The organism is Priestia sp. YIM B13490 (genome assembly GCF_042787735.1).
Taxonomy (GTDB): Bacteria; Bacillota; Bacilli; order Bacillales; family Bacillaceae_H; genus Priestia; species Priestia megaterium.
Genome location: NZ_JBHZOT010000001.1, coordinates 461,828 through 487,215, shown reverse-complemented (window position 1 = coordinate 487,215; position 25,388 = coordinate 461,828). Strand labels below are relative to the sequence as shown.

The following is a 25,388-nucleotide window of genomic DNA, read 5'->3' as shown; positions in this document are numbered from 1 at the left end:
TATTTCTTATTTGAAAATCGCTTTTAATTTTTTTCGTCCGCGCGACAGCCGGTTGTATAAATTGCTGATGGTAGTCTGCTGCTTTTGAGCAATTTGTTTAAGCTCAATTTCTTGTAAGTAATACGCTTTAAACAGCTCGCGGTCTCCTTCGCTTAAGTGACCTAAAAGTTCTTCCACGTCGTTTGTTTGAATGTTATGAACTTCGGGCGTTTCACCCATTCCCGCTTCGCTAAGCGATTCGTGCTGCGTTTTTATGTATTTGCGCTGATAGTCAATGGCTTTGTACTTAGCAACAGCTGCAACCCAATTTTTAAACGTATTTTTCTCCGGATCAAAGCGATCAATATGATGCCACACCGCTAACAATACGTCGTTTACACATTCTTCTTCGTAGCTTTTCAGCGTGCCTAAATGCTTGCGTACAATGGCCGTAATTAACCCTCCGTACTGATCGATTAACAGCTCTAATCCTTTTTCTTTTTTTCGCGTTATACACGTAACAATCCAGTCATCTTCCATGACATTGCTCCTTTCCGCTTGCTTTTACATCTATTAATACGGATTCTTTTTACAAAACCTATCAATCTTCCTAAATTAAATGAAAAATAAGCTTGTTCCGTATTTCCCTCGCTGGTAAAATAAGCTAAAACCTTTGAAGGAGGCCGCTATGATTACCTATCCTTTTCTTACATCCAACCCAACCATCGGCATAACCGCACCTTCTTCTGGTGTACCTCAAGCTCTTCATTCCATGTTTTCTTTATCGTGTGAACGAATGAAAGAAAAAGGCTTTCCTGTTATACCGGGCGAAACCGTGTGGACGCAGCATAAAGCAAAATCCGCTTCTCCTAAAAAACGTGCAAATGAGCTTCAAGCCATGATAGAAGATAGAAACATTGATATCATTATCCCGCCTTGGGGAGGCGAGCTGCTGATTGAAATGCTTGAACATCTCGACTTTACAAAATGGACAGCAAAATGGGTGCTTGGCTATTCTGACACCAGCGTTCTTTTGCTGGCTATTACACTTAACACCGGGATTGCAACGGCTCATGGAACCAACTTTGTAGATTTGCGCGGAGAATACTGGGATCCAACGACTGCGATGTGGCAGCAGGTGCTGACGACCAAAAAAGGAGAAAGCGTGGCTCAAGTTTCTTCTGATCACTATCAAAAAGAATGGCAGCATGACAACCCGTCACCATGCGTGTTTCATTTAACCGAACAAACCGTTTGGAAGCATACAGAGTTAAGCGACGTGCACATCAAAGGGCGTCTTCTCGGAGGATGTATTGACGTGATTAGGCACTTAGTAGGAACTCCTTTTGGAGATGTAAAAACGTTTCGAGAAAAATACATTCCTGCTGAGCCGGTGATTTGGTACTTTGACAACTGTGAACTCACGACCGCTGACCTTCGCCGCTCGCTTCTTCAGCTTAAGCTAGCGGGCTGGTTTGATAACTGCTCAGGTATTTTATACGGCAGAAGCAGCGCTAATAAACCCATTGATTCCTACACCGCTGAAGATGTGTATCATGACCTTTCCTCTGACTTACATATTCCAGTTATCTATGACATCGACTGCGGCCACCTCCCTCCTCAGCTCACGCTTATTAACGGCGCGTATGCGAGTGTTAACGTAGAGAAAAACAAAGGCACAGTTGTTCAATACTTTACGTAAAAAAAGAAGCTTGTATAAAAGTAGTTTGATTGAAGGAAGATCCGAACGAATTTGATTCTTGATGGAGAATCCAATCCGTTCGGGTTTTTTCATGGGTATAGTGAACGTAGGGTTGTTTCATATATGTAGGTGCTTCTAGTGGTTTATTTCGTTATGTCTCAATCTTGTTTTACATATCCGTCATCAGTAATATAAACGTCCCAAATAAGAAAAAAGTTGCACCAAACCACGAGTGGTAGTGCTCTTTTTGCTTTCTTTCAAACTTCCATTCTTCGAAACCTCGAATTACGTATAGGAGAAAAAAGAAAAGAAACATAAAAACCGAGGTGTAGGCTGGAGGTATAACGAAGATGAGCACTAAAAAAGAAGCAAGCATCACCATTTCAATTGTGACAAACAGCGGACGCCTTCCTTTAAAGCTTCTCCAATAGCTTTTTTTCATCTTTGTATGGAGCTTTTTTCGCATGACAAGATCCAGAAAGATATAAACAACTGCCAGAATCAGCAAATACACAAGCGTCATTTCCGTTCCTCCTTCCGACCAAAAATATCCTTATACTTCCATTTTAAAGAACTTTCCATAAATTTCAAGGCTCTAAAAAATCTTTACACAACTTATTAGTGCAAGCATTCATATATTCAAAAATCGCTAATATATTGACTAATGTACAGGTTAAATTCTCTGTATAAACTCACCTAGAGGGGGACATCAAGTTATGAGAATAAAAGAAGTGAAGCAAGGTGCACTCGCAGCGCTGAAAAACCGCTGGGGATTTGCCGTACTGCTTACGTTCGTTACGTATTTAATTGCTGCCGGCATTCCAGGACTTATTGACTTTTTAATCAACGGATTTCCAAGCGGGTCCGAAACCGAATACTCTCAGTCTACCTTAGCTAATATTGTATCCCTGCTGCTCGTACCGCTCTTCTTTTCTTACTACTGGGTATTATTGCGTCTGGTGCGAGGAGAAAGTGTACGTGTAGGAAACGTGTTTGATTCGTTTTCATCTGCGGGATTATACTTTAGAACCCTCGGACTTTACTTACTAACGATTATTTATACCGTGCTATGGAGTATTTTATTAATCATTCCTGGCATCATCAAAAGTCTTGCCTATTCACAGGCTTACTACGTATTCCGGGATAACCCTGATTATTCAGTCAACCAGTCTATTACTGAAAGCAGACGGTTAATGAACGGCTACAAGTGGACCTACTTTTTACTTGTTTTAAGCTTTATCGGCTGGGGAATTTTAAGTATCATCACGCTTGGCATTGGGTTATTATGGCTCGTTCCATACGTCACAACTTCGCTTGGCGTATTTTATGAAAAGCTAAAAGCAAATGAAACTGAAGTCGCTGAATAAACGAAAAACCGTATTCGAGTTGCGAATACGGTTTTTTTATGGATAGCTTTACGCTGCCTGGTCTCCTCCATCAGAGGGCTTTAACTTTTGATTCTTCGCTTTTTTATTCACTAAATAAATACTGATAATAATAAGCACCAGCCCTACAAAAAGTGACGACGTAAACGGTTCGTCTAAAAAGAGCGTGCCAATGACAATTGAAATAATCAGAACAAGAAAATTAAAGGACGCCACTTTGCTGGCCTCTCCTCTACTGATTAAATAAAAATAAATGAGCCACGCAACAGCAACGGAAAACAGTGCTAAAAATAAAAGCAGCAGCATAGATGATGAATTCCACACCATATGAGACCATCCTTCCACTCCGCTTCCGGCTGCTGTCATAACCACTCCGCCGACAAGACTTTGAACGGTAATAAGCCAAATGCCATCTACACTGTCGCTAATACGCTTGATATAAACGGTTCCAATCGCCCAGCTCAGTGCCGTAAGGACAGCTAAAAGAATTCCAATGGCTGAAGCATTAGCAGATAATTCTCCCGTGCTGATGGTAGCTACACCTACAAAGCCAAGAAGCAAGCCCCCTATCTTCACAGCGTTCATGCTTTCTCCAATCCACAGCCATGCAATGATGCCGATGAGCACCGGCTGCAAGTAGACAATAACGCTGAAGACTCCTGCTGGCATAAACATAAGTCCAATCGTTTGCAGACCGTAGAATAAGATTGAATTAAATAGACCTGACACCATATATTTACGCCAGTTCTGCTTCCAGTGAAGCTGTTTATATCTTGGCAGTGCGACTGCTAATAAGATGATTCCCGCACTTAATGACCGCAGTCCAGATAACAAAATAGGCGATGAATAGCCAAGTGCCAGTTTCGACATCGGCCACGTTAATCCCCAAATTAGTACAAGAGCAGCTAAAAGAATCCCATTAATAAAAGATGATGACTGTTTCATACAACAACCACTCCTACATATATGAATGTAAATGATTCACGCGTTCATTCCTCCTTGTATACTACGCTTCTTTTTTGCTCACTTCAACTGGATGCTTTTGATGTAATTTATGTATAGCAGTTATAGTAACTGAGTTTCTTTTATGACAGCGTATCTTTCTTTTCTATGTGTTCACCCAGAAAAAATAAAGTGCATGGCTAGTGACGATATCACTTTTTATCTATAGCTTTTATACATCCTAAAAGCCCTGAAGCCATTCAGCTGCTGGGTTTCTGCTCCCCTTTTTCATTTAGCTTACATATTTTCTAATAAATCTATGAATCTCCTAAACATTTCTACCTAGATAAATTGTCAGAATTATTACAGAGAAGGTGACAATTCTACTTATATCGCCCTTTAATATTAAAACTATGTTACAAAATGTCGTAATTTGGAATTAGATGTTTACTTTTCCTGTCAGGATTGATAGACTCACACTTGTGAATAAAACAAGTTATGGAAAGGGAGAAAGAACATGCTAAAGAAAGCAAATCGTACAGTTATGAATATGGGGTTAGCAGCATTACTTGTTCCCGCTGCCCTAACATTTAGCACAACTTCAGCAAGTGCTAATGACGGAGGCGCTGCACCAGCACCCGTACAAGAAAAGGTAACGCCAAGCGTACCTCAACAACAAGCAACTACTACTACTAATCAAAAAGTCATCGTAAACGTGAGTGCGTTAAATATTCGTCAAGGAGCTAGCTTTTCATCTCCAGTCGTTGGAACTGCAACACAAGGTCAAGAGTTTGCTATTTTAAAAGAAGCAAACGGCTTAGTTGAAATTGCACCAAACAAATGGATTTCAAAAAGCTCAAGCTACGTAACAATTGCATCAGGTAAACCAAGCGCAAGCCAAGTAAAAGGTGTAAGCACATCAACTCCTTCTACTTCTACTTCTACAGCATCTACATCTGCAGCACAAGAAACAAGCACACCAGCACCTGCTCCAACAACAAGCACGGCTTCTGGAAGCACAGTAAATGTTGCACGTAGTTTAGTAGGATCACCTTACCAATGGGCAGGAAACACACCAAGCGGTTTTGACTGCTCAGGCTTTATCGCATACGTGTTCAACCATAGCGGTCACAGCATTTCACGTACAAGCGTAGCCAACTACTGGAACATGGCGACAAAAATTTCGTCTCCACAACCAGGAGATCTAGTATTCTTCCAAAACACATACACAAGCGGCCCATCTCACATGGGAATCTACATCGGAAACGGCCAAATGATTCATGCTGGTTCACACGGTGTAGCTGTAGCTGACCTAGATGTTTCTTACTACCAAGATCATTTCTTAGGATACGGACGCTTCTAAGAAAAAAATGCCCTCTAATCGTTAGATACGTATCTAACGATTAGAGGGCATTTACTTTTTATCTCTGCGCGACGGAAAGCGCCTTTTCAATACGCGTTTGAAATTTATGCTTCCAGTCTTCAGCCAGCTCAGCTACTTCTAAAGCCCGCTTCATCCCTTCTACATCTTTTGAACGATGGAAATATAAATCAAGCGTAAACCAAACGGATACTTGGTTTGGATGAGCTTCAATCAATTTCACTTCCGCATCTTGCGTAATCGTACCTTCTTTCAGCACGCGGCAAAGGTAGCCCGTATAGCTTGTCTCAATCATTCGTTTTAAAATCCCTTTAACGCCCGTTCTCTTTGTAATCGTGTCGCATGGATTTCGACCTTGCGTCACTTGAATAACGGCGTCTCCTACTTGATAAACGTCTCCAATGCATACGTCTTTTTCAATCATGCCTGCAACAACAAGATTTTCTCCAAACGCAGACATCGGCAGCTCCGTATCAAACTCTTCGTTCCATTTCTTATAGTGCTCATACGGATATACGCACACCGCACGATCCGGACCGCCGTGATACTTTAAGTTCGCTACGCCGTCGCCTTGAAACCCTTCTTTTGCTAAAAACGTTTCGTCTACTTGCTTCTTGCATATGCCTGTACGCATTTCTTTATCAGGACTGTAAGCCATTTGTTCAGGCATTCCAGTTGCTAAATGAATTATTTTGCGTTCATTCATTTGTACCTCTCCCTTCCCCTTTTTCCCTTACTAATTACGTCATATTTTACCACATTTTAAAGATGGCGTTCTTATCTTTTGTGTATCCCACTAAAATCTTGGCAATATCATGAAAGTTTAAAAAATATTTCACAATTATATTAAAAATATCTTCATTTCCTCTTTTTCTTTTGTTCGAAATGATTTAAGATAGTAGAGGCTGTCGAAATATAAGTTATTATGTCATCTCCGCATGTTTCTTTACATAATAGCACATAGTAAATATTATTTTACAATTACGTCATTTTTTACAATGGCCTAAAAAATTTTGCCCATTTTTAACAAAATTGGCGTAAAAGTTCCGTTTTTGTATAAAATAGAGGCCGATTTACATAGTCATTTCTATGCACGTCCCTCTTTTATAAATATAGAATACATGTAAGGAGAAAAGTAAATGTCAATTTTAATGGGAATTATCGGGATTGTAATTATCTTAGCAGTTGCATTCCTCATGTCGAACGACAGGAAACTTATCAACTATAAAGGCATCGCAGTTATGCTGGTTATCCAGCTTGCTATCTCTGCTTTTATGATGAATACATCGATTGGTCGCAAGGTGCTTGACTTTATCACAAGTGTATTTACAAAGATCTTATCATTTGGTAACGACGGAATTTCGTTCGTGTTTGGAGATCTTGCAGGAAAAGGCATTTTCTTTATCCAAACGTTAGTTATGATTGTATTCGTTTCAGCATTATTAAGTATTTTAAACTACTCTCGTATTTTACCCTTTGGGATCAAATATATCGGAGGACTTGTTTCAAAAATTACCGGACTTCCTCAAATTGAAAGCTTCACAGCCGTGAACGCAATGATTTTTGGTGATACAACGGCGCTAATTGCGGTGAAAAACCACATCGGAGGTTTAACACCAAACCGTTTATTTATCGTTACAACAACATCATTAGTATCCGTTTCTTGTTCGATTCTAGGCGCATACATGCAGATGATTCCGGCGGAATACGTATTAATTGCCCTTCCGCTAAACGTATTCTCTGGCTTAATTGTTTCTTCTATCGTTGCACCTGTAAAAGTAGAAGATGAAAACGAAGTCGATATCAAAGCACCTGCTAAGCAAGGCACGCTGTTTGAAGCAATCGGCGACGGAGCACTAGACGGCGGACGCGTTGCGTTAATCGTAGCAGCGATGCTTGTAACGTACGTTGGTCTTTTAGCATTAGTGAACTACGTATTAAACGGCGTCATCGGATTAACTGTTCAAGACATTTTAGGCTATATCTTCTACCCAATTGCCTTTATCATGGGTATTCCGGCAGATGAACTAATGAGAGCCGGCGGCGTAATGGGAACAAAAGTAGTAGCAAACGAATTCGTTGCCATGCTTGACTTCCAAAAAATGATGCCTCACCTTTCTGAAAAAACGGTTGGTATCGTATCAGCTTACTTAATCTCATTTGCAAACTTCAGCTCAATTGGTATCGTTCTTGGTACGATCCAAGCAATCAACGGCGAACAAGCTTCACGCGTTGCGAAGTTCGGCTTGAAGATGCTGTTAGTCGCGACAATGGGATCGATATTAACAGGTATTATGGTTGGATTGTTTATTTAATGGAAAAGCACTCACTTTTGGTGAGTGCTTTTTTGTTGGGGCTGGTTCTTTTGGGGTTATAGCTGGAGCGTTTCTACAATGTTGAAATTTATTAAATATCTCTGTTGACATACTCCGAGTTATCGGCACTATTATCAAATGCTTTTTATCTTCATTCTAATAACATTTAAATTAGTTTTACATAATGGATTAAAGCAATATCTCTTATCCAATAAAAAGACAGCTTGCTTTATCAGCAAACTGCCTTTTTTGTAATGACCCGTCCGGGATTCGAACCCGTGTTACCTTTTTAAAAGGACAATTTCTCGACCACTTGGCCAACGGACCAGATAAAATTATAAAATGGCAGAGAAGAAGGGATTCGAACCCTCGCACCGCGTTAACGATCTACTCCCTTAGCAGGGGAGCCCCTTGAGCCACTTGGGTACTTCTCTGTATGGATCTCCCACTGAGATACTGTGGAATAATAGTAGGCCTAAGTGGGCTTGACACCGACCTCATCAGACTTGGGCTCTACCAAACTGAGCTGCTTCCCGTTTATGGCGCGCCCGAGAGGAGTCGAACCCCTAACCTTTTGATCCGTAGTCAAACGCTCTATCCAATTGAGCTACGGGCGCTTCCTAAAATGGTGCGGATGAAGGGACTTGAACCCCCACGTCATAAGACACTAGATCCTAAGTCTAGCGCGTCTGCCAATTCCGCCACATCCGCATGTGAAAAATGGTTGCGGGGACAGGATTTGAACCTGCGACCTTCGGGTTATGAGCCCGACGAGCTACCGAACTGCTCCACCCCGCGATAATAACAAAGATATAATGGAAGAGGAAGAGGGATTCGAACCCCCGCGGGCTTTGACACCCCTGTCGGTTTTCAAGACCGATCCCTTCAGCCAGACTTGGGTATTCCTCCATATTTCAGGTTCAATGGTGGACCTTGTAGGACTCGAACCTACGACCGGACGGTTATGAGCCGTCTGCTCTAACCTGCTGAGCTAAAGGTCCTTTCTAAGTTCTCTATTAGAATGTGGAGACGGCAATCGGATTTGAACCGGTGATAAAGGTATTGCAGACCTTGACTATGCCACCAATAAGTATGAAAATTATTTATAGTCAGTCACATTTATCCGTATGCTACCCCTTCATATGAAACATGCACTAGTAAGTTAATAATTAATATTTGTTTCGCTACCAACAAATATTATTTTACCTTATAGTTTCGCAGAAGTCAACATCTATGTAAATTGTGTTTTGATACTTAATTTTGCAATTATTAAGTAGGAACATACACCTAAATAAAAAAACTCTGTAACAAGAATCATGATTCTTGTTACAGAGCTTATTTTTATAAAAAGGTTTGCGTAATCGCATTTTCTAAATCTCTTGTAGAAGATTTTAGGTATCGTTTTGTAACATTCACATCAGAATGGCCTGCTAATTCGGCAACTGTTGCAATATCTATCCCTTTCTTAACTAACTCATGACAGAAAGTATGACGTAATTTATGAGGATTTACATTATATTTTTTTAACATGTACTGAACCGTACGTGCAGACATTCTTCTATCAAAATTAGAGACAAATAAAGCTTCATGATTAGAATCAAGTGAATCAATATATCTCTTTAAACTATTTCTTGCTTCTGTAGAAAGAGGAACAAGTCGCTTTTTAGACCCTTTAGCATTACGGATAATTAAAAAACCGTCAGATTTGTTAATCTTTACGTCTTTATGATTCAAAGCACAAATCTCTGATACTCGAATCCCTGTATGTAATAAAGTATATACAATAGCAATATCACGAAGGTTTCCCTGTTGATTTACTTCAGATAAAAGGCGCTCACGCTCACTTGCTTCTAATGACTCTGGTACAACCTCGTTATTTTTCTCTTTTGGTTTACGTTCAATATTTTGAACAATTTCTGGTTTTTCAAGAAAGCGTGCAAAAACGCTAATTGTGACAAAAGCTTTTTCTATAGTCGACGCACTTTTATTATTAGATTCAAGGTTAATCATATAAGTTTGGACATTATTTCTTGTTACTTGCTCTAAATGTCTACCTTCACTTAGAAGCCATTCATGAAATTGGTTTAGCACTGCTCGATAGGTTTTAATCGTATTATCAGATTTGCCTGATTCTATTAACCATCGGCTAAAGTCATCAATCAACGGAATAACTTCTAGGCTATTTTTTTTCACTCTAAATCCTCCTACATGTACTAATAAATTACATAAAACATAACATTTAATTTCGTAGAAATCAATTTAAACGAAATTAATATACAAAAAAACAGCCCATCATTGATATGATGGGCTGTTTTTTTGCCTGACAACGTCCTACTCTCACAAGGACAAAGTCCCCACTACCGTTGGCGCTAGAGAACTTAACTTCCGTGTTCGATATGGGAACGGGTGTGACCTCTCTGCTATCGCCACCAGACCTATTAAAGATAGTTTTCTTAACACTAAATAAAAATTGCTAAGTAAAAACACCGTGCACCCGTCATTGACATGATCAAATAAGCGTTACTTGTACAGTTAGCTCGACCGGGCTGTGCTGCAACACACAGAAGAATCTACTTATGGCTGCTTCCTTCCGGACCTGACCATGTTCATAGGTTTCTGTTGTACAGGACCTAGTTGTCAACACCACTTGTCCAAGTCAGACCTTACCTGACTCATACCTCTGTTAGGAATTAAACCCTGCTAAGGCGGATTGCAGGTTACAGGGCACCGCCATCTCCCCGTCTAGCACGGTATGTATAGTTAATGGATTCCCACCTATGTCGTCCTCCCAATCTGTTTTGTGAACCCGCGATCTCGCAGGTGGGTTTCCGCATATTAACGTTTCAGCGATCCTGTGTCAAAGACAGGCATGGCATCAGTCAACAAATGTAGGAATCCCAAATAAACAGTACGGTTCAAAACAAATAGGGCATAACGTACATCGTAGGATAAGTATTTAATGTGTTTATTGATGATATAGATTATCCTACAATAAAATTTCGTAGAAGTCAACATAAACGAAAAAATAACTCCTAACTCTCAATGTTTTCTTATTTGCTTGATTTTCTGTTGTTGGGAAGGGATTCCTTTGAAAGGTGGAAGTTATAAGGAGTCGTGTTTCATTATATTGAGTCCTCCACTTAAAAGTGAAGTTCATTACGATTAGATTTTTATACATCCTTGATCTGACAACACTTTTCTGATGCGGTTATTTTTCTTCTTATCCTATGGGAGAAAAATAAAAAAGCCTACATAAAACGGCTTTTTTATTCTAAGAGTAAATTATTGTTCTGTTAGTTCAGTTATAGAAACACTTTGCTTACTATTTGGTTCATCCAGGTTATGAATTGTAGCTACCCCATTTTGTTGGTCTACATGCTCAATGTAAATGCTTTTCCCGTTATGTATGACATTGGCCATGTCCACTGAATCGGCAATTTCTTGTGCTCTTTGTGCATCCATCTTTATCTAGCCTCCTTTTTATTTATGACAGTGAAAGTATTTGTTTTTAATTAATTTTTATGCATTTAATTCCTCTATATAAAACCAATTTTAATTTTTCAACCGAGACATTAAGCAGTAAAAAAGCTATCTCATTCATAATTTGAGATAGCTTTTCATTTTATTATTCAGTTTAATCTTCTTCTGGAATCTTAATTAAAATGGCTATAGCTATTGTTGCCAAAAATATAACCCCTAAAGTTAGCAATAGACTCGTACTCATATGCCTCATCTACCCTTCTCTTTCCATCCCTATGATTCCATTTTAGCAGAGGAAATCAGGTAATAAAACTGGAAATGATAGCGTTTTACTAAAAATTTTATACATGTTAAAATAATGTAGTTGTTTTAACTCAACCAATGTATTCAATCTTTTACTTCAGTAGAGCAAGCTACCTCTTTTCTATTTTTGGGTAGCCTTTTTTTTATTGTAATAAAATAAAATGTTGTTTTGGATCTATTCCTTCCTGCCCTCGGTTTACATTCGTTATTTACGCATCTGTTCAATCTCTTCTTCTGTAAGCTCCGTTAATTCAGATATTGTTTGATTATCCATACCTTTTTGCAGCATTCTTAATGCTACTCTCTTAATAGCTCTTTTTTCCCCTTGCTTTTCAGCTTTTTTTAATGTCAATGTTTCATCTACTTGGAATTCCTGGTTTACTTCATAAGTCATTAACACTTGTGGATCCTCAGTCACACGTGCCCATTCATTCATCGCATTTTTCAACGTTTGATCTTTCTCCATTACAACTTCCTCCAAAAATGAGTAAAATCTTCATCTCTTGACACATTAAACAACAGTAATTGTTTTACTAATTATGTGTCCTTTTTACGATACTATTCTCACCTATTCCAAAATCAAATTAATCCCATAAAGCTTGTCCGTCCACCCTAAAACTAAAAAAGAGTAATTACTGCATTAGGTGAGGTGTAGGTAGTAATGTAAGATGTGCTCGGTTGTTTATATGCCGGAGTTAGCTTGGTGATAAATAGGGTTTTGATTCAGAAGCAACTAACAAATTATTTATTTAATTTATATGTTTTTTCTTATAGTTGCACATATTAAAAACAATACTAAATGAAAGCGAGATGAGATAAGTAATGTCAAAACAAGGGATACAGAAAAAGAATCAAACAAGAGAGCAAGTAGAGAAGCAAGATAAAAGAAATGATGTTGAATTAGGCAATGAATTTCAAACTGGCAACACAACTTCCCAGAGCCAGAAAAAAAGTGGACGCCAAGTGAATAAAAAATAAATTTAACCTTTCGAGGATAATAAAAAACCTCCGTTCAAATTTATGACTTGAACGGAGGTTTCTTCAAATTAAATAATACTTTTCCATAGAGTAAAAAGCTCACTAAACGTTCAACGTTTAGTGAGCTTTATTATATTTATACTATTATCTATACCCGTGAGAGAGTATATGGGAAAACGGTCTTTTTTTTGCAGAGAATGTTGAGTGTTAACGGAATATTATATACTTGTTTCAAACAAATTCAATTTACGCACCAAAATTATAAATAGAGCCCTTTAATGTAAATAGATGCGATATTCTTAGCAATTTGTTCTACAGGATGCTCATATTCATTACGAACAATTTCCCAAAGGTACATTTCATTGGTGAAAAACCATCCTCTTGCTACTAGCTCGTTATGTACATCTTTACGGGCTAATCCATTGCGCTGCGCATAGGCAATGTCTTCTGAAATTCGTTGAATAAACTTTTCCCGAATGTTCTTCCATTTCTCTGAAACGAGAGGAGAAATACCAATAGCCTGCTCAAACACTTGCAGCATTTTTTGTTCATCTTCAGCCATTTTTAAAAACTCGTTCGTTTGTTTATGAATCATTTCTTCTGCTTCATTTACAGAGGCGGGTAAAAATGCAGCCTCGGCAATTTCATAAAATTTCTCCATAACATTCTCCATTAATACAACTAAAAAGTCTTCTTTTCCTTCGAAATGAACGTATGCAGTGCCATACCCAACCCTTGCCTTTTTTATTATTTGAGTGATAGTTGCTTTGTGAAAACCTTCTTGTATAAATACTTCTCTTGCAGCTTCTAATAATTTCTGTCGAGTCTTTATTGAACGTAAATGCCGTTTATCTTCAATGTTATTTTCATTCATTAAGGCTCCTTCCTCCCTATCCGTTTTACTCTCTAGGATATAGAAGTTTTCACAAAACGAAAAGAAATAAAGAGAATTTATTACAAAAATTATTTTTTAAATTTTCAAAATTATATTATTGACACTGTGTCATATTCTTTGTTACGATTCTTCTAGGATACATATTAAGTAATGCAGAGGAGGAAAATTATGCAATTAAATACCTTTAAACCCACATTAGAGTATGCCAAACAGTTGGATCAAGAAGACTCCCTTTCAAGTTTTCGTGACGAATTTTATTTAAAGCCTGATTCCATATATATGGATGGAAACTCATTGGGGCTTCTTTCTAAAAGAGCTGAACGCAGACTTATAGAAGTATTAAATGATTGGAAAGAACAAGGAATTGATGGATGGACTCAAGGGAAACACCCATGGTTCTCCTTGTCCGAAAAATTAGGTGAAATGAGTGCGCCGTTAGTTGGGGCTTCTAGCGAAGAAGTCATTGTAACTGGTTCGACAACAGTTAACCTTCATCAGCTTGTAGCTACTTTCTACAATCCAAAAGGAACGCGCACAAAGATTTTAGCTGATGAACTGACCTTCCCATCTGATATTTATGCGCTTCAAAGTCAGCTGCGAACCCATGGATACAATCCAGATACTCACCTTATATGTGTAAAAAGCCGCGATGGCCGTTTTTTAGAAGAAGATGACATTATTGAGGCTATGACCGATGAAATTGCTTTAATTATCTTACCGACTGTACTCTATCGCAGCGGCCAAATATTAGATATGGAACGATTGACGGCTGAAGCACACAAGCGTGGAATTTTGATTGGATTTGATGGCTGCCACTCTATTGGTGCAATTCCTCACTCCTTTAGTAAATGGGATGTTGACTTTGCATATTGGTGTAACTATAAGCACTTAAACGGTGGACCTGGCTGTGTAGGCGGTTTATATGTAAATAAAAAACATTTTGGAACAGCACCTGGTTTAGCAGGCTGGTTTAGTTCAAAAAAAGAAAAGCAGTTTGATATGGAGCACACATTAACACCTGCTGATTCAGCCGGTGCTTATCAAATTGGAACACCCCATGTTTTAAGTCTTGCTCCTTTAATTGGATCGCTAGAAATTTTCACTGAGGCTGGTATAGATAATATTCGAGCTAAATCTCTTAAAATCAATCATTATTTAATGTATTTATTAGAAAAAGAGCTTAGTGACTTCAATTTTACCCTTGGAAGCCCTAGAGAAGATAAAAAGCGCGGAGGGCACGTAAGTCTTGAACATAAGGAAGCAGCGCGCATTTGTAAAGCATTAAAAGAGAATGGTATCATTCCAGATTTCCGCGCTCCGAATATTATTCGCCTTGCTCCTGTTGCTCTTTACACTTCTTATACAGAAGTCTGGGAAGTAGTACAAACTTTGAAGAAAATTATGAACGATAAAGAATATGAAAAATTTAAAAATGAACGTGAAGTAGTGGCGTAAAAGCTAAACTACTTGTTTTTTAACAAGAAAAGTAAGCGCTTTCTAAATCTTAAGGGAGCTATTTTACGTAGATATGCAGCCAAACCATTATTTTGAAACTATGAGGGAGATGAAATATGAAAACCCACAATACTCAATTGCCAAACAAAGATGACGCAGAAAAGGGATTAAAACGAAATCTAAAAACAAGTCAATTGACAATGATTTCGATGGGCTGTGCAATTGGAACTGGACTGTTCTTAGGCAGTGGACTTGCGATTCAAACAGCTGGACCTAGTGTATTGGTTAGTTATGCTTTAGGAGCTTTTGTTGTATTACTTTTAATGGGGTGTTTGGCAGAAATGACGGTGGCCCACCCTACTTCCGGATCGTTTGGAACAATTTCCGAAAAATATGTACATCCCCTGGCAGGCTTTTTGGTTCGCTATTCATATTGGATAGCCAACGTCCTCGCCGTTGGAGTAGAAGTAAGTGCAATAGCCGTGTATATGAAGTACTGGTTTCCAAGCGTTCCGGGTATTGTCTGGATTTTAGTGTTTGCTACTATACTAATCTATGTAAACGCAACTAGTGTTAATACGTTTGCTACTTTTGAGTATTGGTTTTCCATGATAAAAATCAGTGCAATTGTGGGCTTTATTCTTTTAGGGTCCTATGTTCTGTTTGGAACAGATGCACGTCCTAATATGGGTACAGGTAATTTTGTAAATGACGGTGGATTCCTTCCTTTCGGGTGGTGGGGAATGTGGGTAGCTGTCTTTATTTCCCTCTTTAGTTTCTTAGGAACCGAAATGATTGCAGTTACAGCTGGAGAAGCAAAAGAGCCTGATATAGCCGTTCCGAAGGCTTTAAAAGCAACTGTGTTTCGTTTAACTACTTTTTACGTTTTGACTATAGGCATCATGTTAATGATTGTTCCATGGAAGTCAGCTCAAGTTGATAAAAGTCCATTTGTGAAAGTAATGGAAATTCTGAATATCCCGGCTGCCTCTGGAATTATGAATTTTATTATTTTAACGGCTGCTTTATCAGCTATGAACAGTCAGTTATATGCTTCCACACGTATGATGTTCTCCCTCTCTCAAAGTAAACATGCACCAGCTTTTTTAGGGAGACTAAGCAAAAAAGGTGTACCGCTATGGGCCCTTGCTGTATCAACCCTGGGCATTTTTCTTGCGGCAGCAGTTAATGGACTGCTCCCAAGCTCTTCATATGCCTTTATGATGGGTATTTCAATGTTCGGAGCTATGTTCACATGGCTTATGATATTTGTTTCTCACCTCTACTTCCGGAAAAAATGGGAGAAATCTGGCGGAAGAAAATTACCGGTAAGAATGCTTGGCTTCCCCTATTTTACGATTTTAGGAGCCATCTTATTACTAGGTTTAATGATTACCACTTGGTTTACAGATTTTAAAATTATGCTTCAGTTTGGAATTCCTTGGTTAGCATTCTTATCCATTGCTTATTTTATCTCTAAGAAAAGAAAAGGTAACCATCACTTTGCAGAAGATATGGCTAATAGCAGCTTAAAAGAAGAATTAGAGGAATTACGTTAACGTTCAAGTTATTTTACATAAAAACAAGGGGGATACAAAATGAAAACGACAAATAACAAAGCACCCAATGCAGTTGAACTAGAGAAAGAACTTCAAACCGACTTTCAGAAAGCTATGTCATATGGAGACTACCTGCACCTTGATAAAATATTATCTAGTCAGCATAGACTTTCTAATCACCATGATGAAATGCTGTTTATTGTCATCCATCAAGCTAGTGAACTATGGATGAAACTAATTCTACATGAGGTAACAGCTGCTATTCAGTGCATCCGTGCTAATAACCTGGAACCTTCATTTAAAATGCTATCACGCGTTTCAAGAATTCAGCAGCAGCTAATTCAATCTTGGAGTGTTCTCTCTACGCTAACACCGGCAGAATACATGGAATTTAGAGATAAATTAGGTCAATCTTCTGGATTTCAATCTTATCAAAATCGCCTGATAGAATTTGCTTTAGGAAATAAAAATGTCCATACACTCTCTGTTTACCAGCATGACGCGGATTTATATCAAAAAATGCAAACGGCTCTTCATGAGCCTAGTATCTATGATGCTGCTATTCATGCCCTTATGAAACGCGGATTGCCGGTAGATCAAGAAGTTTTACAAAGAGATTGTTCACAGCCTTACGAACCGAATGCCAGCGTAGAGGATGCATGGCTTACCGTATACCGTAACGTTGATCAGTATTGGGACTTATACGAGTTAGCAGAAAAATTAGTTGATATCGGAAATCAACAGCAAATGTGGCGATTTAGTCATATGAGTACAGTAGAAAGAATTATTGGAAACAAACAAGGTACAGGCGGATCTTCTGGAGTGAATTACTTAAAGAGAGCTCTGGATCAGCACTTCTTCCCAGAACTATGGAGCCTGCGAACGAAGCTATAAATATTTTATAAAAGATAGAGAGGTAGTAAGAATGAGCAAATGGATTGATATTTCACAGCCTCTAGACGAAAAAACAGCAGGATGGCCTGGTGATACTCCCTTTTCTTATGAAGTGAATTGGAGTAAAGAAGAGACCGGTTCTGTAAATGTTGGAAAAATAACAATGAGTATCCATACCGGCACTCATATCGATGCACCTTTTCATTTCGATGATAACGGAAAAAAGGTTATAGATTTGGACTTAGATTTATATATTGGACGTACAAAAGTTGTCCATATCTCAGCTAATAAAAGCATTGGAATAAACGAATTGTCAAATGTTAATTTAAAAGGTGTTACACGCTTATTGATTCGAACAGATGCGTGGCAAGAACGAAGTGTTTTCCCGGAAACCATTCCTTACATTGAACCAAGCTTAGCTTCTTACTTAGCTAAGCTTGGCATTCGCCTGCTAGGCATTGATCTGCCTTCAGTAGATCCACTCGATAGTAAAGAACTAGCGGCTCACCATGAACTTGCATACCATAAAATTCACATTTTAGAAGGTGTTTTACTAGATAAAATCCCTTCAGGAGACTATGAACTAATCGCAGCTCCTCTTCCTTTAGTTGAAGCTGATGGAAGTCCTGTGCGCGCGCTGCTGAAAAAAAGCGACTAACTTAAAGCGACTATTAAAAGAGCGATTCTTTTTCCTTAGATAATTTCCGATGTATACAAAAAAGAGCGGTATATAAATATACCGCTCTTTTATTATAGCTAATCAAATTTTTTCAACTTATTTCTTCTTATTCATATCAATTTCTTTCCTTGATACTCCTGCAATTCCCCAGTGCGAAGATGGAACCTCATTGACAATAATCCTTACTCTCTCCTTTTCAACGTCAAGGCTGTTAGAAATTGCTTCGGTTACTTCTACTAACATGTTTTTAATGTCTTTTTCTTCTCTTCCTTCCAAAAGGTGAACTTGTACAATCGGCATACTATCGACTTCCCTTAAAGTTTTCTATACAACAAAGGGTCTTTATGTTCAGATGAAATAATTATTAAAAAATTCTAGTTAGCTGCAGCTGAATGATACGCTGCCTAAATCAGCGAACTGTGCCTGGATACTATCACCTGATCTAAAAGAAATTGCTTCAGATACCGCTCCAGTTAATACGATATCCCCTTTTTTCAACCCTTCTTTATGTTCACCTAGTTTATTAACCGCCCAGGCGACAGCTTTAGCAGGGTGTCCTAATACGGCAGCACCCGCCCCTACCGTAGCAACCTCTCCGTTTTTAGACATTACCATTCCGATATTAGCTAGATTCACTTGGTCAGGCTTTATCCAATTGCTCCCTACAATAAAACGTGAAGACGAACAGTTATCAGCTACTACATCAGGAAGAGTAAATTTAAAATCCAAGTAACGGCTGTCGATAATTTCAAGAGCTGGTGCAACATATTTTACTGCTTTTAAAACATCTTCTTCAGTTAAGTTGGTTCCACAGAGGTCTTCCCCCATTAAAAAAGCAATTTCCGGCTCAGCTTTTGGATGGATCAGCTGATTAAACGCTATAGGTTCCCATTCAAATCCCAGCATGTCGCTTGTTAAGTATCCATAAATCGCTTCATGTACCCCCATCATTTCCTGCTTAGCTTTACTTGTTAAACCAAGCTTTACACCTACTCGTTTTACACCATCTTGTACTTTTCGTTGGATCAATTGTCTTTGCAAGCTGTAAGCGTCATCAATTGTCAAATCAGGGTAGCGTTCCGTCACTTTTGTTACTTCATACCCTTCTCTTTCTGCAGATAAAAGATAGTCAACGATTTCTAAATTTCCGCTTTTCGTTAAAGGCATCATCACATTTCCACCTTTCTTTGAGCTAACTCAGCAGCCACGTCTAGAATCATATCTTCTTGACCGCCGACTGCTTTTCTTTTACCAAGTTCAAGTAAAATATCACGTGAATCCAAATTAAAACGCTTTGCAGCACGCTCTGCATGAAGTAAGAAACTGGAATACACGCCTGCATAACCCATTGCGAGGCTGCCTTTTCGAATCTCTTGAGAGCCTGGCAGGATAGGTCCTACTACTTCTTCAGCCAGATCCATTATTTTATACAAATCAATACCTACATCTATTCCTAAACGGTTTAATACGGCTATCAATGCTTCAGTTTGAGTGTTACCTGCTCCGGCTCCTAAACAACGAACGCTTCCGTCTATTCTAGTAGCGCCTTCTTCAATAGCAGCAAGCGTATTTGCAACAGCTAACGAAAGATTATTATGAGCGTGAAAACCTACTTCAACTTGAAGGGATTGACGAAGTGCTCTAACACGTTCACGAACTTCATGAGGCAAAAGAGCTCCTGCTGAATCAGTTATGTAAACTCCTTGTGCTCCATAGCTTTCCATTAGCTTTGCTTGCTCCACAAGCTTTTCTACGGGTGCTGAATGGGCCATCATTAGAAAACCGAAGGTTTCCATCCCTAGTTTCCGAGCATATTCAATGTGCTGAGCAGAAACATCTGCTTCCGTCACATGTGTAGCTACTCGGACTAAGCCTGCCCCAAGGCTATTTGCTTGCTTCAGCTCATGTACCGTTCCAATTCCCGGAATTAAAAGAACCGCAACGGTGGCTTGTTTCGCTTCTTCTACCGCAGCCTCAATTAATTTCATTTCGTCAACGAGAGACTTTCCGTATTGCAGAGTCGAGCCTCCTAACCCGTCTCCATGACTAACCTCTATATAGTGCATCCCTGCATCGTCCAGCGCTCTCGTGACACTTTTTACTTGGGCTTCTGTGAATTGGTGTTTGACTACGTGACTTCCATCTCTGAGGCTGACCTCTGTAATCTTAATAGGCTTATCACTGTTACGTTTCATTCGTCATAGCCCTCTCTTTCTTTATTCCTCCATATAAGCTCTCTTCGAGTTTATAGCGGGCATAATCTTCCGCAACCTTCGCTGCAGCAGCCGTCATAATATCTAAGTTACCGGCATAAGAAGGAAAATAATCTCCGGCTCCAGTTACTTCTAAAAAGACTGTTACTTGATTACTATCAAATAATGGTTCTTGCTTTAAATTATAGCCTGGTACATATTCTTGTACTTTTTTGACCATATCTTTGATAGCCTTTTGAATAGCTTCCTTATTCATATTTTTTACTTTACAATAAATTGTATCGCGCATTAAAATAGGTGGATCAGCCGGATTTAAGAGAATAATAGCTTTTCCGCAGTCTGCACCGCCTACTTTTTCAATAGCTTTTCTTGTGGTAACAGTAAACTCATCAATATTTGCTCGTGTTCCTGGTCCAGCGCTTAGGCTAGAAATAGTCGCTACAATTTCTCCATATGTTACATCTGCAACTTGGTTGATTGCATAAATGATAGGAATCGTCGCTTGGCCGCCGCACGTAATCATGTTTACATTTTCTGATTCAAGATTTTCTCCAAGATTAACTGGAGGACACACAAAAGGTCCTTTGGCAGCGGGAGTTAAGTCGATGACCATTTTTCCTAAGTCTTTTAAAATCTTTGCATGTCTAACGTGAGCCTTAGCCGATGTAGCATCAAACACAATTTCCGCCAGGTCTGGATTTTCAGCAAGGGCTTTTATTCCATTGCTGTATGTTTGATACCCTGCTTCTCTCGCTCTTTTTAGACCATCTGAATCCGGATCAATTCCAAGAACAGCTGTTAACTCGATAAATTCGCTGCGCTGAAGCTTATACATCAAATCGGTCCCAATATTTCCTGAGCCAATAATTGTGGCTTTCACTTTTCCCACTACTCTTCACCTTCTTTCCGGTATTATTCAAAACGTACGGATACTGAACCAAGAGAACCGAATTCTGCTTTTACTGCATCCCCGCTCGCAACTGGTACTGCTGCAGATAGAGCCCCTGGTAAGATTAATTCGCCGGCTTTTAAACAAATATCGAAATCAGATAGCTTATTTGCCAGCCATGCAACCGCATGTGCCGGATGCCCAAGGGCAGCTGCCCCAGCTCCTGTTGCGACAAGCTCCTTGTTTTTATAGAGAATCATACTAGTCGTACGTAAATCGGCTTGCTCAATTGTGGAATATTTATTCCCTACCACTACTTTGGCAGAAGAGCCATTGTCTGCAACCGTATCGACTAATTTGATTTTCCAACCGGCAATGCGACTATCAATGACTTCGATGGTCGGCACCACGTATTTCGTTGCCATTAAGACATCCAAATAGGTAACGTTAGGCCCTTTTAAATCTTCTTCTAGAATAAACCCAATTTCCGCTTCAATTTTTGGAGCCACCATTGAATGAATGTTGATTATTTCATTATCCGTTACTTTCATATCATCAAATAAGTGTCCATAATCAGGCTCACTAACGCCTAACATATCTTGCATGGCTTTACTGGTTAGACCAACTTTTTTACCAACAATCTTTTTTCCTTCTTCCAGCTTTCTTTTTACAATCTCTAATTGAATATGGTAAGAATCAGCTACTGATAAAGCAGCATGTCGTTCTGTAATAGGAGAAATTGGCTGATTCGTCTTTTCTGCTTCTAAAAGTTCTTCTGCAAGCTCACTAATAAGTGTACGCATCCGTTAATCACCTCTTTTATAGAGTTAAAGTTTCATTGTAATTGTTTTGGCTTCTGTATAAAATTCAAAGCTGTGTCGGCCGCCTTCACGACCAATTCCACTTGCTTTTGCTCCGCCAAACGGCGTTCTTAAATCACGAATATACCAGCAGTTGATCCAAAGCAATCCAGCAGTAATTCCAGAAGCAACACGTTGTGCTCTTCGTAAATCATTTGTCCAGACAACCCCTGCTAATCCATAAATAGAATCATTGGCAATTTGAATTGCTTCCTCTTCTGTTTTAAATGGAATAACAACAAGTACAGGTCCAAAAATTTCTTCTTGAGCTACACGCATTTTGTTATCTACGTCGTAAAGAACAGTCGGCTCATAAAAATTCCCTGTTTCTAAACCTTCTACTCTTTTTCCTCCGCATGCCAGCTTAGCTCCTTCCGCCAAACCAATTCGGACATATTCATCGACCGTTTCTAAGTGACTTTGTGATACAAGTGCTCCCATGTTTGTCTCTTCACTCAGAGGATCGCCTACTTTAATATTTCTTACCGCTACTGTGAACTTTTCAAGAAACTGCTTATAAATGCTTTCTTGTACAAGTAAACGAGAACCTGCTAAGCATATCTCTCCTTGATTTCGATAGATTGCTTCGATAGATCCTTTTACTGCTTCATCCAAATCCGCATCTTCAAATACAATATTGGCTGATTTGCCTCCAAGCTCTAGCGAAACAGGAATCAGGTTTTCTGCTGCATTTCGCATGACCGTTTTTCCTGTATTACTTTCCCCTACAAATGAAATACGGCGAACGGACGGGTGAGTAGACATAATAGTCCCTACCGTATTCCCTGGACCTGTAATAATATTCAATACACCAGGAGGCAATCCAGCTTCATTAGCAATTTCTCCAAGCATTATTGCACTTAACGGTGTATAAGAAGCGGGCTTAATAACCACTGTATTGCCAGATGCCAAAGCAGCTGAAGCTTTCCATGTCATCTGCATAAATGGTAGATTCCAAGGGATAATGAGGCTTGTAACTCCCGCTGGTGAATACTTGGCATAGGACATGACATTATGCTTTTCGTAATGCTCATGCACCATATATTTAGCCATTTCAGCAAAGAAACGGAAGTTTTGAGCTGCTCGTGGAATATCAAACTCTCGACTTTCTTTAATAGGTTTTCCTACATCTAGCGTTTCTAAATAAGCTAGTTCATCTACTTTTTCCATAATTAAGTCAGCCATTTTACAAAGGATGGCAGAGCGCTCTTCAACAGGCATCTTGCTCCAAATACCGCTTTCAAATGCACGCTGAGCTGCGTCAATAGCGCGCTTTGCATCTTCTTTGCCGCCATTAGCTACAGAAGCTAATTTCTCATTCGTTGCTGGATTAAAGGTATCAAAGGTTTGACCGGATAGAGCGTCTACGTATTCTCCATTAATAAAAAGCTTTGCATCTTTTACCGTCATTTTTTCAATAACTGCCTCTTTACTCATCGGATATCCTCCTCATCCTCAATCTCTAAAACCATTTCAATTTCTACAGCTGTGTTATTCGGGAGCTGAGCCATTCCTACAGCTGAACGGCCGTGTTTCCCTTTATCCCCAAATACTTTTACGAGCAAGTCTGAAGCGCCATCCATTACTTTAGGCTGGTCCGTAAAGTCCTCTGTACTATTTACAAAACCAAGAATTTTAACGACACGCTTCACTTTGCTTAACCCGTCTAACTCGTAACTTACCGCACTCAATACATTCAGCACGGATTGCTGAGCCGCCTTATATCCCTCTTCAATTGTTAAATCCTTGCCTAACTTGCCGTGATATTGATCTACCCCTTGGCCAGCAGTAAACAATAAATTACCTGTTCGTACACAGCTGACGTAGTTTCCTACTGAAGGACGAACCTTTGACAGCGTTAAGCCAAGTTCTTGTAATCTATTCTCTGGTGTTTGTACTGTTGGCATAAATGTCACTCCTTTTCTCTTGCCCGATGTTTAAAAACTTCGCAGCATTTCCACCTAACATATCTAATCTTTGTTGTTCAGTTAAATCCAGCGTTTCATCCAGAACTTTTCCCGGAACAACTTCACGCAGTAAAAATGGATAATCCGATCCCATAAAGATTTTTTCATGTCCAAACCGTTCAATCATGTACTTTATATTCAGTGGATCGTAGTTTAACGAATCAAAATAAAATTGCTTTGCATAGTAACTAGGAGGATGTGTTGTCAGTCTAAGGTGCGGCCACACTTCCCACCCTTTATCTAATCTAGGAAGAATATAAGGGAAAGATCCTCCTCCATGTGCAAAACAGACTTTTAATTTAGGGAATTTCTCCATAATGCCGCTCCATAGAAGCGTTGCAGCCGCTAGTGCTGTTTCACTTGGCATTCCTACGGTATACATAAAGTTATGGTTTGGCATTCGATCACGGCCTAACGTTTCCCACGGGTGAATGAAAATGGGCACTTCCCACCTTTCAGCCATTTGAAAAAACTCAATGAAAGACGGATGGTCTAAATTTTGACCATTGACGTTTGTCCCAATTTCAATTCCATGCAGTTTTAATTCATTCATGCACCGTTCCATTTCTTTAACAGCCGTAGGTCCGTCTTGCATAGGAACCGTCCCTAACCCAACAAAGCGATCAGGGTACTTAGCAACTGTTTCTGCAATAAAATCATTTTGGATTTTAGCCATTTCTAATGCATGTTCGGGCTGAGCCCAATAAGAGAACGTAACAGGGATAGGAGATAACACTTGAATATCTACTCCTTCTTTATCCATGTCAGCTATACGTTTTTCAGGGCTCCATACTTGGTCGGTTACGTCTCTGAAGTTTTTCCCTCCGACCATAATCGATGCTCCGCATGTACATGTACGTTCTAGCACGGGCCAGCGCTCACCGCCATATTTTTGAGCAAAATCAGGGAAACTTTCCGGAATGATATGTGTGTGAAAATCTATTCGCATTTCCATTCACTCGCTTCCGGTGCCATAACATGATTACACTTTTTACATGTGCGTAATTCTAAGCTGCTGTTGAACTCCTGAATGGCTTCTTTTACTTGAACTTCAATATTGGTTAGCTGAACTTTCACGCGATGCATCTCGGCATCACATTCATCACAGAACCATACAAAGTCTTCTAACTCCCCTTCACTTCTGTTTCGCTCGATAACAATACCGATTGTATCCGCTACACGATGTGGAGAATGCGGAACGTTTGGAGGAAGTAAATACACTTCTCCTTCTTTCACCGTTACAACTTCGCGCTTGCCTTCTTCATTAATGATTTCAACATAGCAATCACCTTTTAATTGATAAAAGATCTCTTCGGAAGGATCTACGTGGAAATCACGGCGTTTATTGGGTCCCCCCAAGACCATAAACATCAATTCTGAATCTTTCCATATCACTTTATTGTTTACAGGTGGTTTTAACTGATCTTTATGATCTTCGATAAACTTCCAAAGATTTAATGGTTTAGATGATTGAATAGTATTTGTCATTGAGATAATCTCCTTTTAATAAAT

The 25,388-nt window shown here is 39.2% G+C and carries 26 protein-coding genes, 6 tRNA genes, 1 rRNA gene and 2 other RNA genes; 9 read left to right on the top strand and 26 right to left on the bottom strand.

What is annotated here, in order from left to right; all coding sequences use genetic code 11:
• Positions 1 to 6 precede the first annotated feature (6 nt).
• Complete coding sequence (locus ACFX4R_RS02680) at positions 7 to 519, bottom strand: sigma-70 family RNA polymerase sigma factor (protein WP_377568663.1); 513 nt, start codon at positions 517 to 519, stop codon at positions 7 to 9.
• A gap of 148 nt (positions 520 to 667) precedes the next feature.
• Between ACFX4R_RS02680 and ACFX4R_RS02675 the strand changes: the two genes are divergently transcribed.
• Positions 668 to 1,681, top strand: coding sequence for a S66 family peptidase (locus ACFX4R_RS02675; protein ID WP_377568660.1), 1,014 nt, complete (start codon positions 668 to 670; stop codon positions 1,679 to 1,681).
• Positions 1,682 to 1,850: 169 nt separating this feature from the next.
• On the opposite strand, the gene ACFX4R_RS02670 is transcribed toward ACFX4R_RS02675, so the two are convergent.
• Positions 1,851 to 2,204 carry a DUF4181 domain-containing protein gene (locus tag ACFX4R_RS02670; protein ID WP_025750793.1) on the bottom strand — a complete coding sequence of 118 codons (354 nt, stop codon included), beginning with the start codon at positions 2,202 to 2,204 and terminating at the stop codon, positions 1,851 to 1,853.
• Between the two features lie 193 nt (positions 2,205 to 2,397).
• Between ACFX4R_RS02670 and ACFX4R_RS02665 the strand changes: the two genes are divergently transcribed.
• Positions 2,398 to 3,048, top strand: coding sequence for a DUF975 family protein (locus ACFX4R_RS02665; protein ID WP_013058258.1), 651 nt, complete (start codon positions 2,398 to 2,400; stop codon positions 3,046 to 3,048).
• Between the two features lie 48 nt (positions 3,049 to 3,096).
• Here ACFX4R_RS02665 and ACFX4R_RS02660 read toward each other — a convergent pair whose 3' ends face one another.
• Positions 3,097 to 4,011 (bottom strand): DMT family transporter, encoded by a 915-nt coding sequence (locus ACFX4R_RS02660; protein WP_377568657.1) that lies wholly within the window; start codon positions 4,009 to 4,011, stop codon positions 3,097 to 3,099.
• Between the two features lie 514 nt (positions 4,012 to 4,525).
• Between ACFX4R_RS02660 and ACFX4R_RS02655 the strand changes: the two genes are divergently transcribed.
• On the top strand, positions 4,526 to 5,371 hold the full coding sequence (locus tag ACFX4R_RS02655) for a C40 family peptidase (protein WP_328143117.1): 846 nt from the start codon (positions 4,526 to 4,528) through the stop codon (positions 5,369 to 5,371).
• Between the two features lie 58 nt (positions 5,372 to 5,429).
• Here ACFX4R_RS02655 and ACFX4R_RS02650 read toward each other — a convergent pair whose 3' ends face one another.
• Complete coding sequence (locus ACFX4R_RS02650) at positions 5,430 to 6,095, bottom strand: MOSC domain-containing protein (RefSeq protein WP_043981053.1); 666 nt, start codon at positions 6,093 to 6,095, stop codon at positions 5,430 to 5,432.
• 433 nt (positions 6,096 to 6,528) lie between these two features.
• On the opposite strand from ACFX4R_RS02650, the gene ACFX4R_RS02645 reads away from it, so the two are divergent.
• Positions 6,529 to 7,704: a NupC/NupG family nucleoside CNT transporter gene (locus ACFX4R_RS02645; protein ID WP_025750788.1), complete on the top strand. Its 1,176-nt coding sequence runs from the start codon at positions 6,529 to 6,531 to the stop codon at positions 7,702 to 7,704.
• A gap of 343 nt (positions 7,705 to 8,047) precedes the next feature.
• Here the strand turns inward: ACFX4R_RS02645 and ACFX4R_RS02640 are convergent.
• The 12 genes from ACFX4R_RS02640 to ACFX4R_RS02585 all read right to left on the bottom strand — a co-directional run bounded on the left by ACFX4R_RS02640 (position 8,048) and on the right by ACFX4R_RS02585 (position 11,953).
• Positions 8,048 to 8,138: transfer RNA gene (locus ACFX4R_RS02640), tRNA-Ser, on the bottom strand.
• A 106-nt stretch (positions 8,139 to 8,244) separates the two neighbouring features.
• A tRNA-Arg gene (locus tag ACFX4R_RS02635) sits at positions 8,245 to 8,321 on the bottom strand.
• A 9-nt stretch (positions 8,322 to 8,330) separates the two neighbouring features.
• Positions 8,331 to 8,415, bottom strand: a tRNA-Leu gene (locus ACFX4R_RS02630).
• 10 nt (positions 8,416 to 8,425) lie between these two features.
• A tRNA-Met gene (locus ACFX4R_RS02625) sits at positions 8,426 to 8,502 on the bottom strand.
• Between the two features lie 18 nt (positions 8,503 to 8,520).
• A tRNA-Ser gene (locus tag ACFX4R_RS02620) sits at positions 8,521 to 8,613 on the bottom strand.
• Between the two features lie 15 nt (positions 8,614 to 8,628).
• A tRNA-Ile gene (locus ACFX4R_RS02615) sits at positions 8,629 to 8,705 on the bottom strand.
• A 340-nt stretch (positions 8,706 to 9,045) separates the two neighbouring features.
• Positions 9,046 to 9,897, bottom strand: a complete 852-nt coding sequence (locus tag ACFX4R_RS02610) for a tyrosine-type recombinase/integrase (protein ID WP_043981051.1) — start codon at positions 9,895 to 9,897, stop codon at positions 9,046 to 9,048.
• A gap of 125 nt (positions 9,898 to 10,022) precedes the next feature.
• A 5S ribosomal RNA gene (rrf, locus tag ACFX4R_RS02605) occupies positions 10,023 to 10,138 on the bottom strand.
• Positions 10,139 to 10,190: 52 nt separating this feature from the next.
• Positions 10,191 to 10,455: signal recognition particle sRNA large type (gene ffs, locus ACFX4R_RS02600), an RNA gene on the bottom strand.
• Between the two features lie 13 nt (positions 10,456 to 10,468).
• Positions 10,469 to 10,657: non-coding RNA, 6S RNA (gene ssrS, locus ACFX4R_RS02595), on the bottom strand.
• A gap of 329 nt (positions 10,658 to 10,986) precedes the next feature.
• A complete protein-coding gene (locus ACFX4R_RS02590) occupies positions 10,987 to 11,166 on the bottom strand; it encodes a small acid-soluble spore protein H (RefSeq protein WP_028409545.1) in 180 nt (59 codons plus the stop codon).
• Between the two features lie 526 nt (positions 11,167 to 11,692).
• Positions 11,693 to 11,953: a hypothetical protein gene (locus ACFX4R_RS02585; RefSeq protein WP_377568652.1), complete on the bottom strand. Its 261-nt coding sequence runs from the start codon at positions 11,951 to 11,953 to the stop codon at positions 11,693 to 11,695.
• A gap of 356 nt (positions 11,954 to 12,309) precedes the next feature.
• Between ACFX4R_RS02585 and ACFX4R_RS02580 the strand changes: the two genes are divergently transcribed.
• Positions 12,310 to 12,465 carry a hypothetical protein gene (locus ACFX4R_RS02580; RefSeq protein ID WP_165592307.1) on the top strand — a complete coding sequence of 52 codons (156 nt, stop codon included), beginning with the start codon at positions 12,310 to 12,312 and terminating at the stop codon, positions 12,463 to 12,465.
• A 259-nt stretch (positions 12,466 to 12,724) separates the two neighbouring features.
• Here the strand turns inward: ACFX4R_RS02580 and ACFX4R_RS02575 are convergent, their stop codons facing one another.
• On the bottom strand, positions 12,725 to 13,339 hold the full coding sequence (locus ACFX4R_RS02575) for a TetR/AcrR family transcriptional regulator (protein ID WP_013058267.1): 615 nt from the start codon (positions 13,337 to 13,339) through the stop codon (positions 12,725 to 12,727).
• Positions 13,340 to 13,528: 189 nt separating this feature from the next.
• Here ACFX4R_RS02575 and kynU point away from each other — a divergent pair, with 189 nt between their 5' ends.
• From kynU to kynB, 4 genes are all read left to right on the top strand, one after another.
• A complete protein-coding gene (gene kynU, locus ACFX4R_RS02570) occupies positions 13,529 to 14,815 on the top strand; it encodes a kynureninase (RefSeq protein ID WP_043981045.1) in 1,287 nt (428 codons plus the stop codon).
• Positions 14,816 to 14,931: 116 nt separating this feature from the next.
• On the top strand, positions 14,932 to 16,374 hold the full coding sequence (locus ACFX4R_RS02565) for an amino acid permease (protein WP_377568649.1): 1,443 nt from the start codon (positions 14,932 to 14,934) through the stop codon (positions 16,372 to 16,374).
• Between the two features lie 39 nt (positions 16,375 to 16,413).
• Complete coding sequence (gene kynA / locus ACFX4R_RS02560) at positions 16,414 to 17,268, top strand: tryptophan 2,3-dioxygenase (RefSeq protein ID WP_013058270.1); 855 nt, start codon at positions 16,414 to 16,416, stop codon at positions 17,266 to 17,268.
• Positions 17,269 to 17,299: 31 nt separating this feature from the next.
• Positions 17,300 to 17,926 (top strand): arylformamidase, encoded by a 627-nt coding sequence (gene kynB, locus ACFX4R_RS02555; RefSeq protein WP_098779354.1) that lies wholly within the window; start codon positions 17,300 to 17,302, stop codon positions 17,924 to 17,926.
• Between the two features lie 117 nt (positions 17,927 to 18,043).
• Here the strand turns inward: kynB and ACFX4R_RS02550 are convergent, their stop codons facing one another.
• From ACFX4R_RS02550 to ACFX4R_RS02510, 9 genes are all read right to left on the bottom strand, one after another.
• On the bottom strand, positions 18,044 to 18,247 hold the full coding sequence (locus tag ACFX4R_RS02550) for a 4-oxalocrotonate tautomerase (RefSeq protein WP_016765049.1): 204 nt from the start codon (positions 18,245 to 18,247) through the stop codon (positions 18,044 to 18,046).
• 78 nt (positions 18,248 to 18,325) lie between these two features.
• Positions 18,326 to 19,114, bottom strand: coding sequence for a 2-keto-4-pentenoate hydratase (locus ACFX4R_RS02545; protein ID WP_060745341.1), 789 nt, complete (start codon positions 19,112 to 19,114; stop codon positions 18,326 to 18,328).
• Between the two features lie 2 nt (positions 19,115 to 19,116).
• Positions 19,117 to 20,142 carry a 4-hydroxy-2-oxovalerate aldolase gene (dmpG, locus tag ACFX4R_RS02540; RefSeq protein ID WP_043981038.1) on the bottom strand — a complete coding sequence of 342 codons (1,026 nt, stop codon included), beginning with the start codon at positions 20,140 to 20,142 and terminating at the stop codon, positions 19,117 to 19,119.
• Positions 20,132 to 21,049, bottom strand: a complete 918-nt coding sequence (locus tag ACFX4R_RS02535) for an acetaldehyde dehydrogenase (acetylating) (RefSeq protein ID WP_098779350.1) — start codon at positions 21,047 to 21,049, stop codon at positions 20,132 to 20,134. The genes dmpG and ACFX4R_RS02535 overlap by 11 nt, the downstream gene beginning before the upstream one ends.
• 23 nt (positions 21,050 to 21,072) lie before the next feature.
• Positions 21,073 to 21,852 carry a 2-keto-4-pentenoate hydratase gene (locus ACFX4R_RS02530; RefSeq protein WP_043981033.1) on the bottom strand — a complete coding sequence of 260 codons (780 nt, stop codon included), beginning with the start codon at positions 21,850 to 21,852 and terminating at the stop codon, positions 21,073 to 21,075.
• Between the two features lie 24 nt (positions 21,853 to 21,876).
• On the bottom strand, positions 21,877 to 23,346 hold the full coding sequence (locus ACFX4R_RS02525) for an aldehyde dehydrogenase (protein ID WP_377568644.1): 1,470 nt from the start codon (positions 23,344 to 23,346) through the stop codon (positions 21,877 to 21,879).
• Positions 23,343 to 23,816 (bottom strand): RidA family protein, encoded by a 474-nt coding sequence (locus ACFX4R_RS02520; RefSeq protein ID WP_016765055.1) that lies wholly within the window; start codon positions 23,814 to 23,816, stop codon positions 23,343 to 23,345. Before ACFX4R_RS02520 ends, ACFX4R_RS02525 begins: the two co-directional genes overlap by 4 nt.
• Positions 23,788 to 24,831 (bottom strand): amidohydrolase family protein, encoded by a 1,044-nt coding sequence (locus ACFX4R_RS02515; protein WP_043981029.1) that lies wholly within the window; start codon positions 24,829 to 24,831, stop codon positions 23,788 to 23,790. Before ACFX4R_RS02515 ends, ACFX4R_RS02520 begins: the two co-directional genes overlap by 29 nt.
• Positions 24,816 to 25,364, bottom strand: a complete 549-nt coding sequence (locus tag ACFX4R_RS02510) for a 3-hydroxyanthranilate 3,4-dioxygenase (protein WP_043981027.1) — start codon at positions 25,362 to 25,364, stop codon at positions 24,816 to 24,818. Before ACFX4R_RS02510 ends, ACFX4R_RS02515 begins: the two co-directional genes overlap by 16 nt.
• Positions 25,365 to 25,388 lie beyond the last annotated feature (24 nt).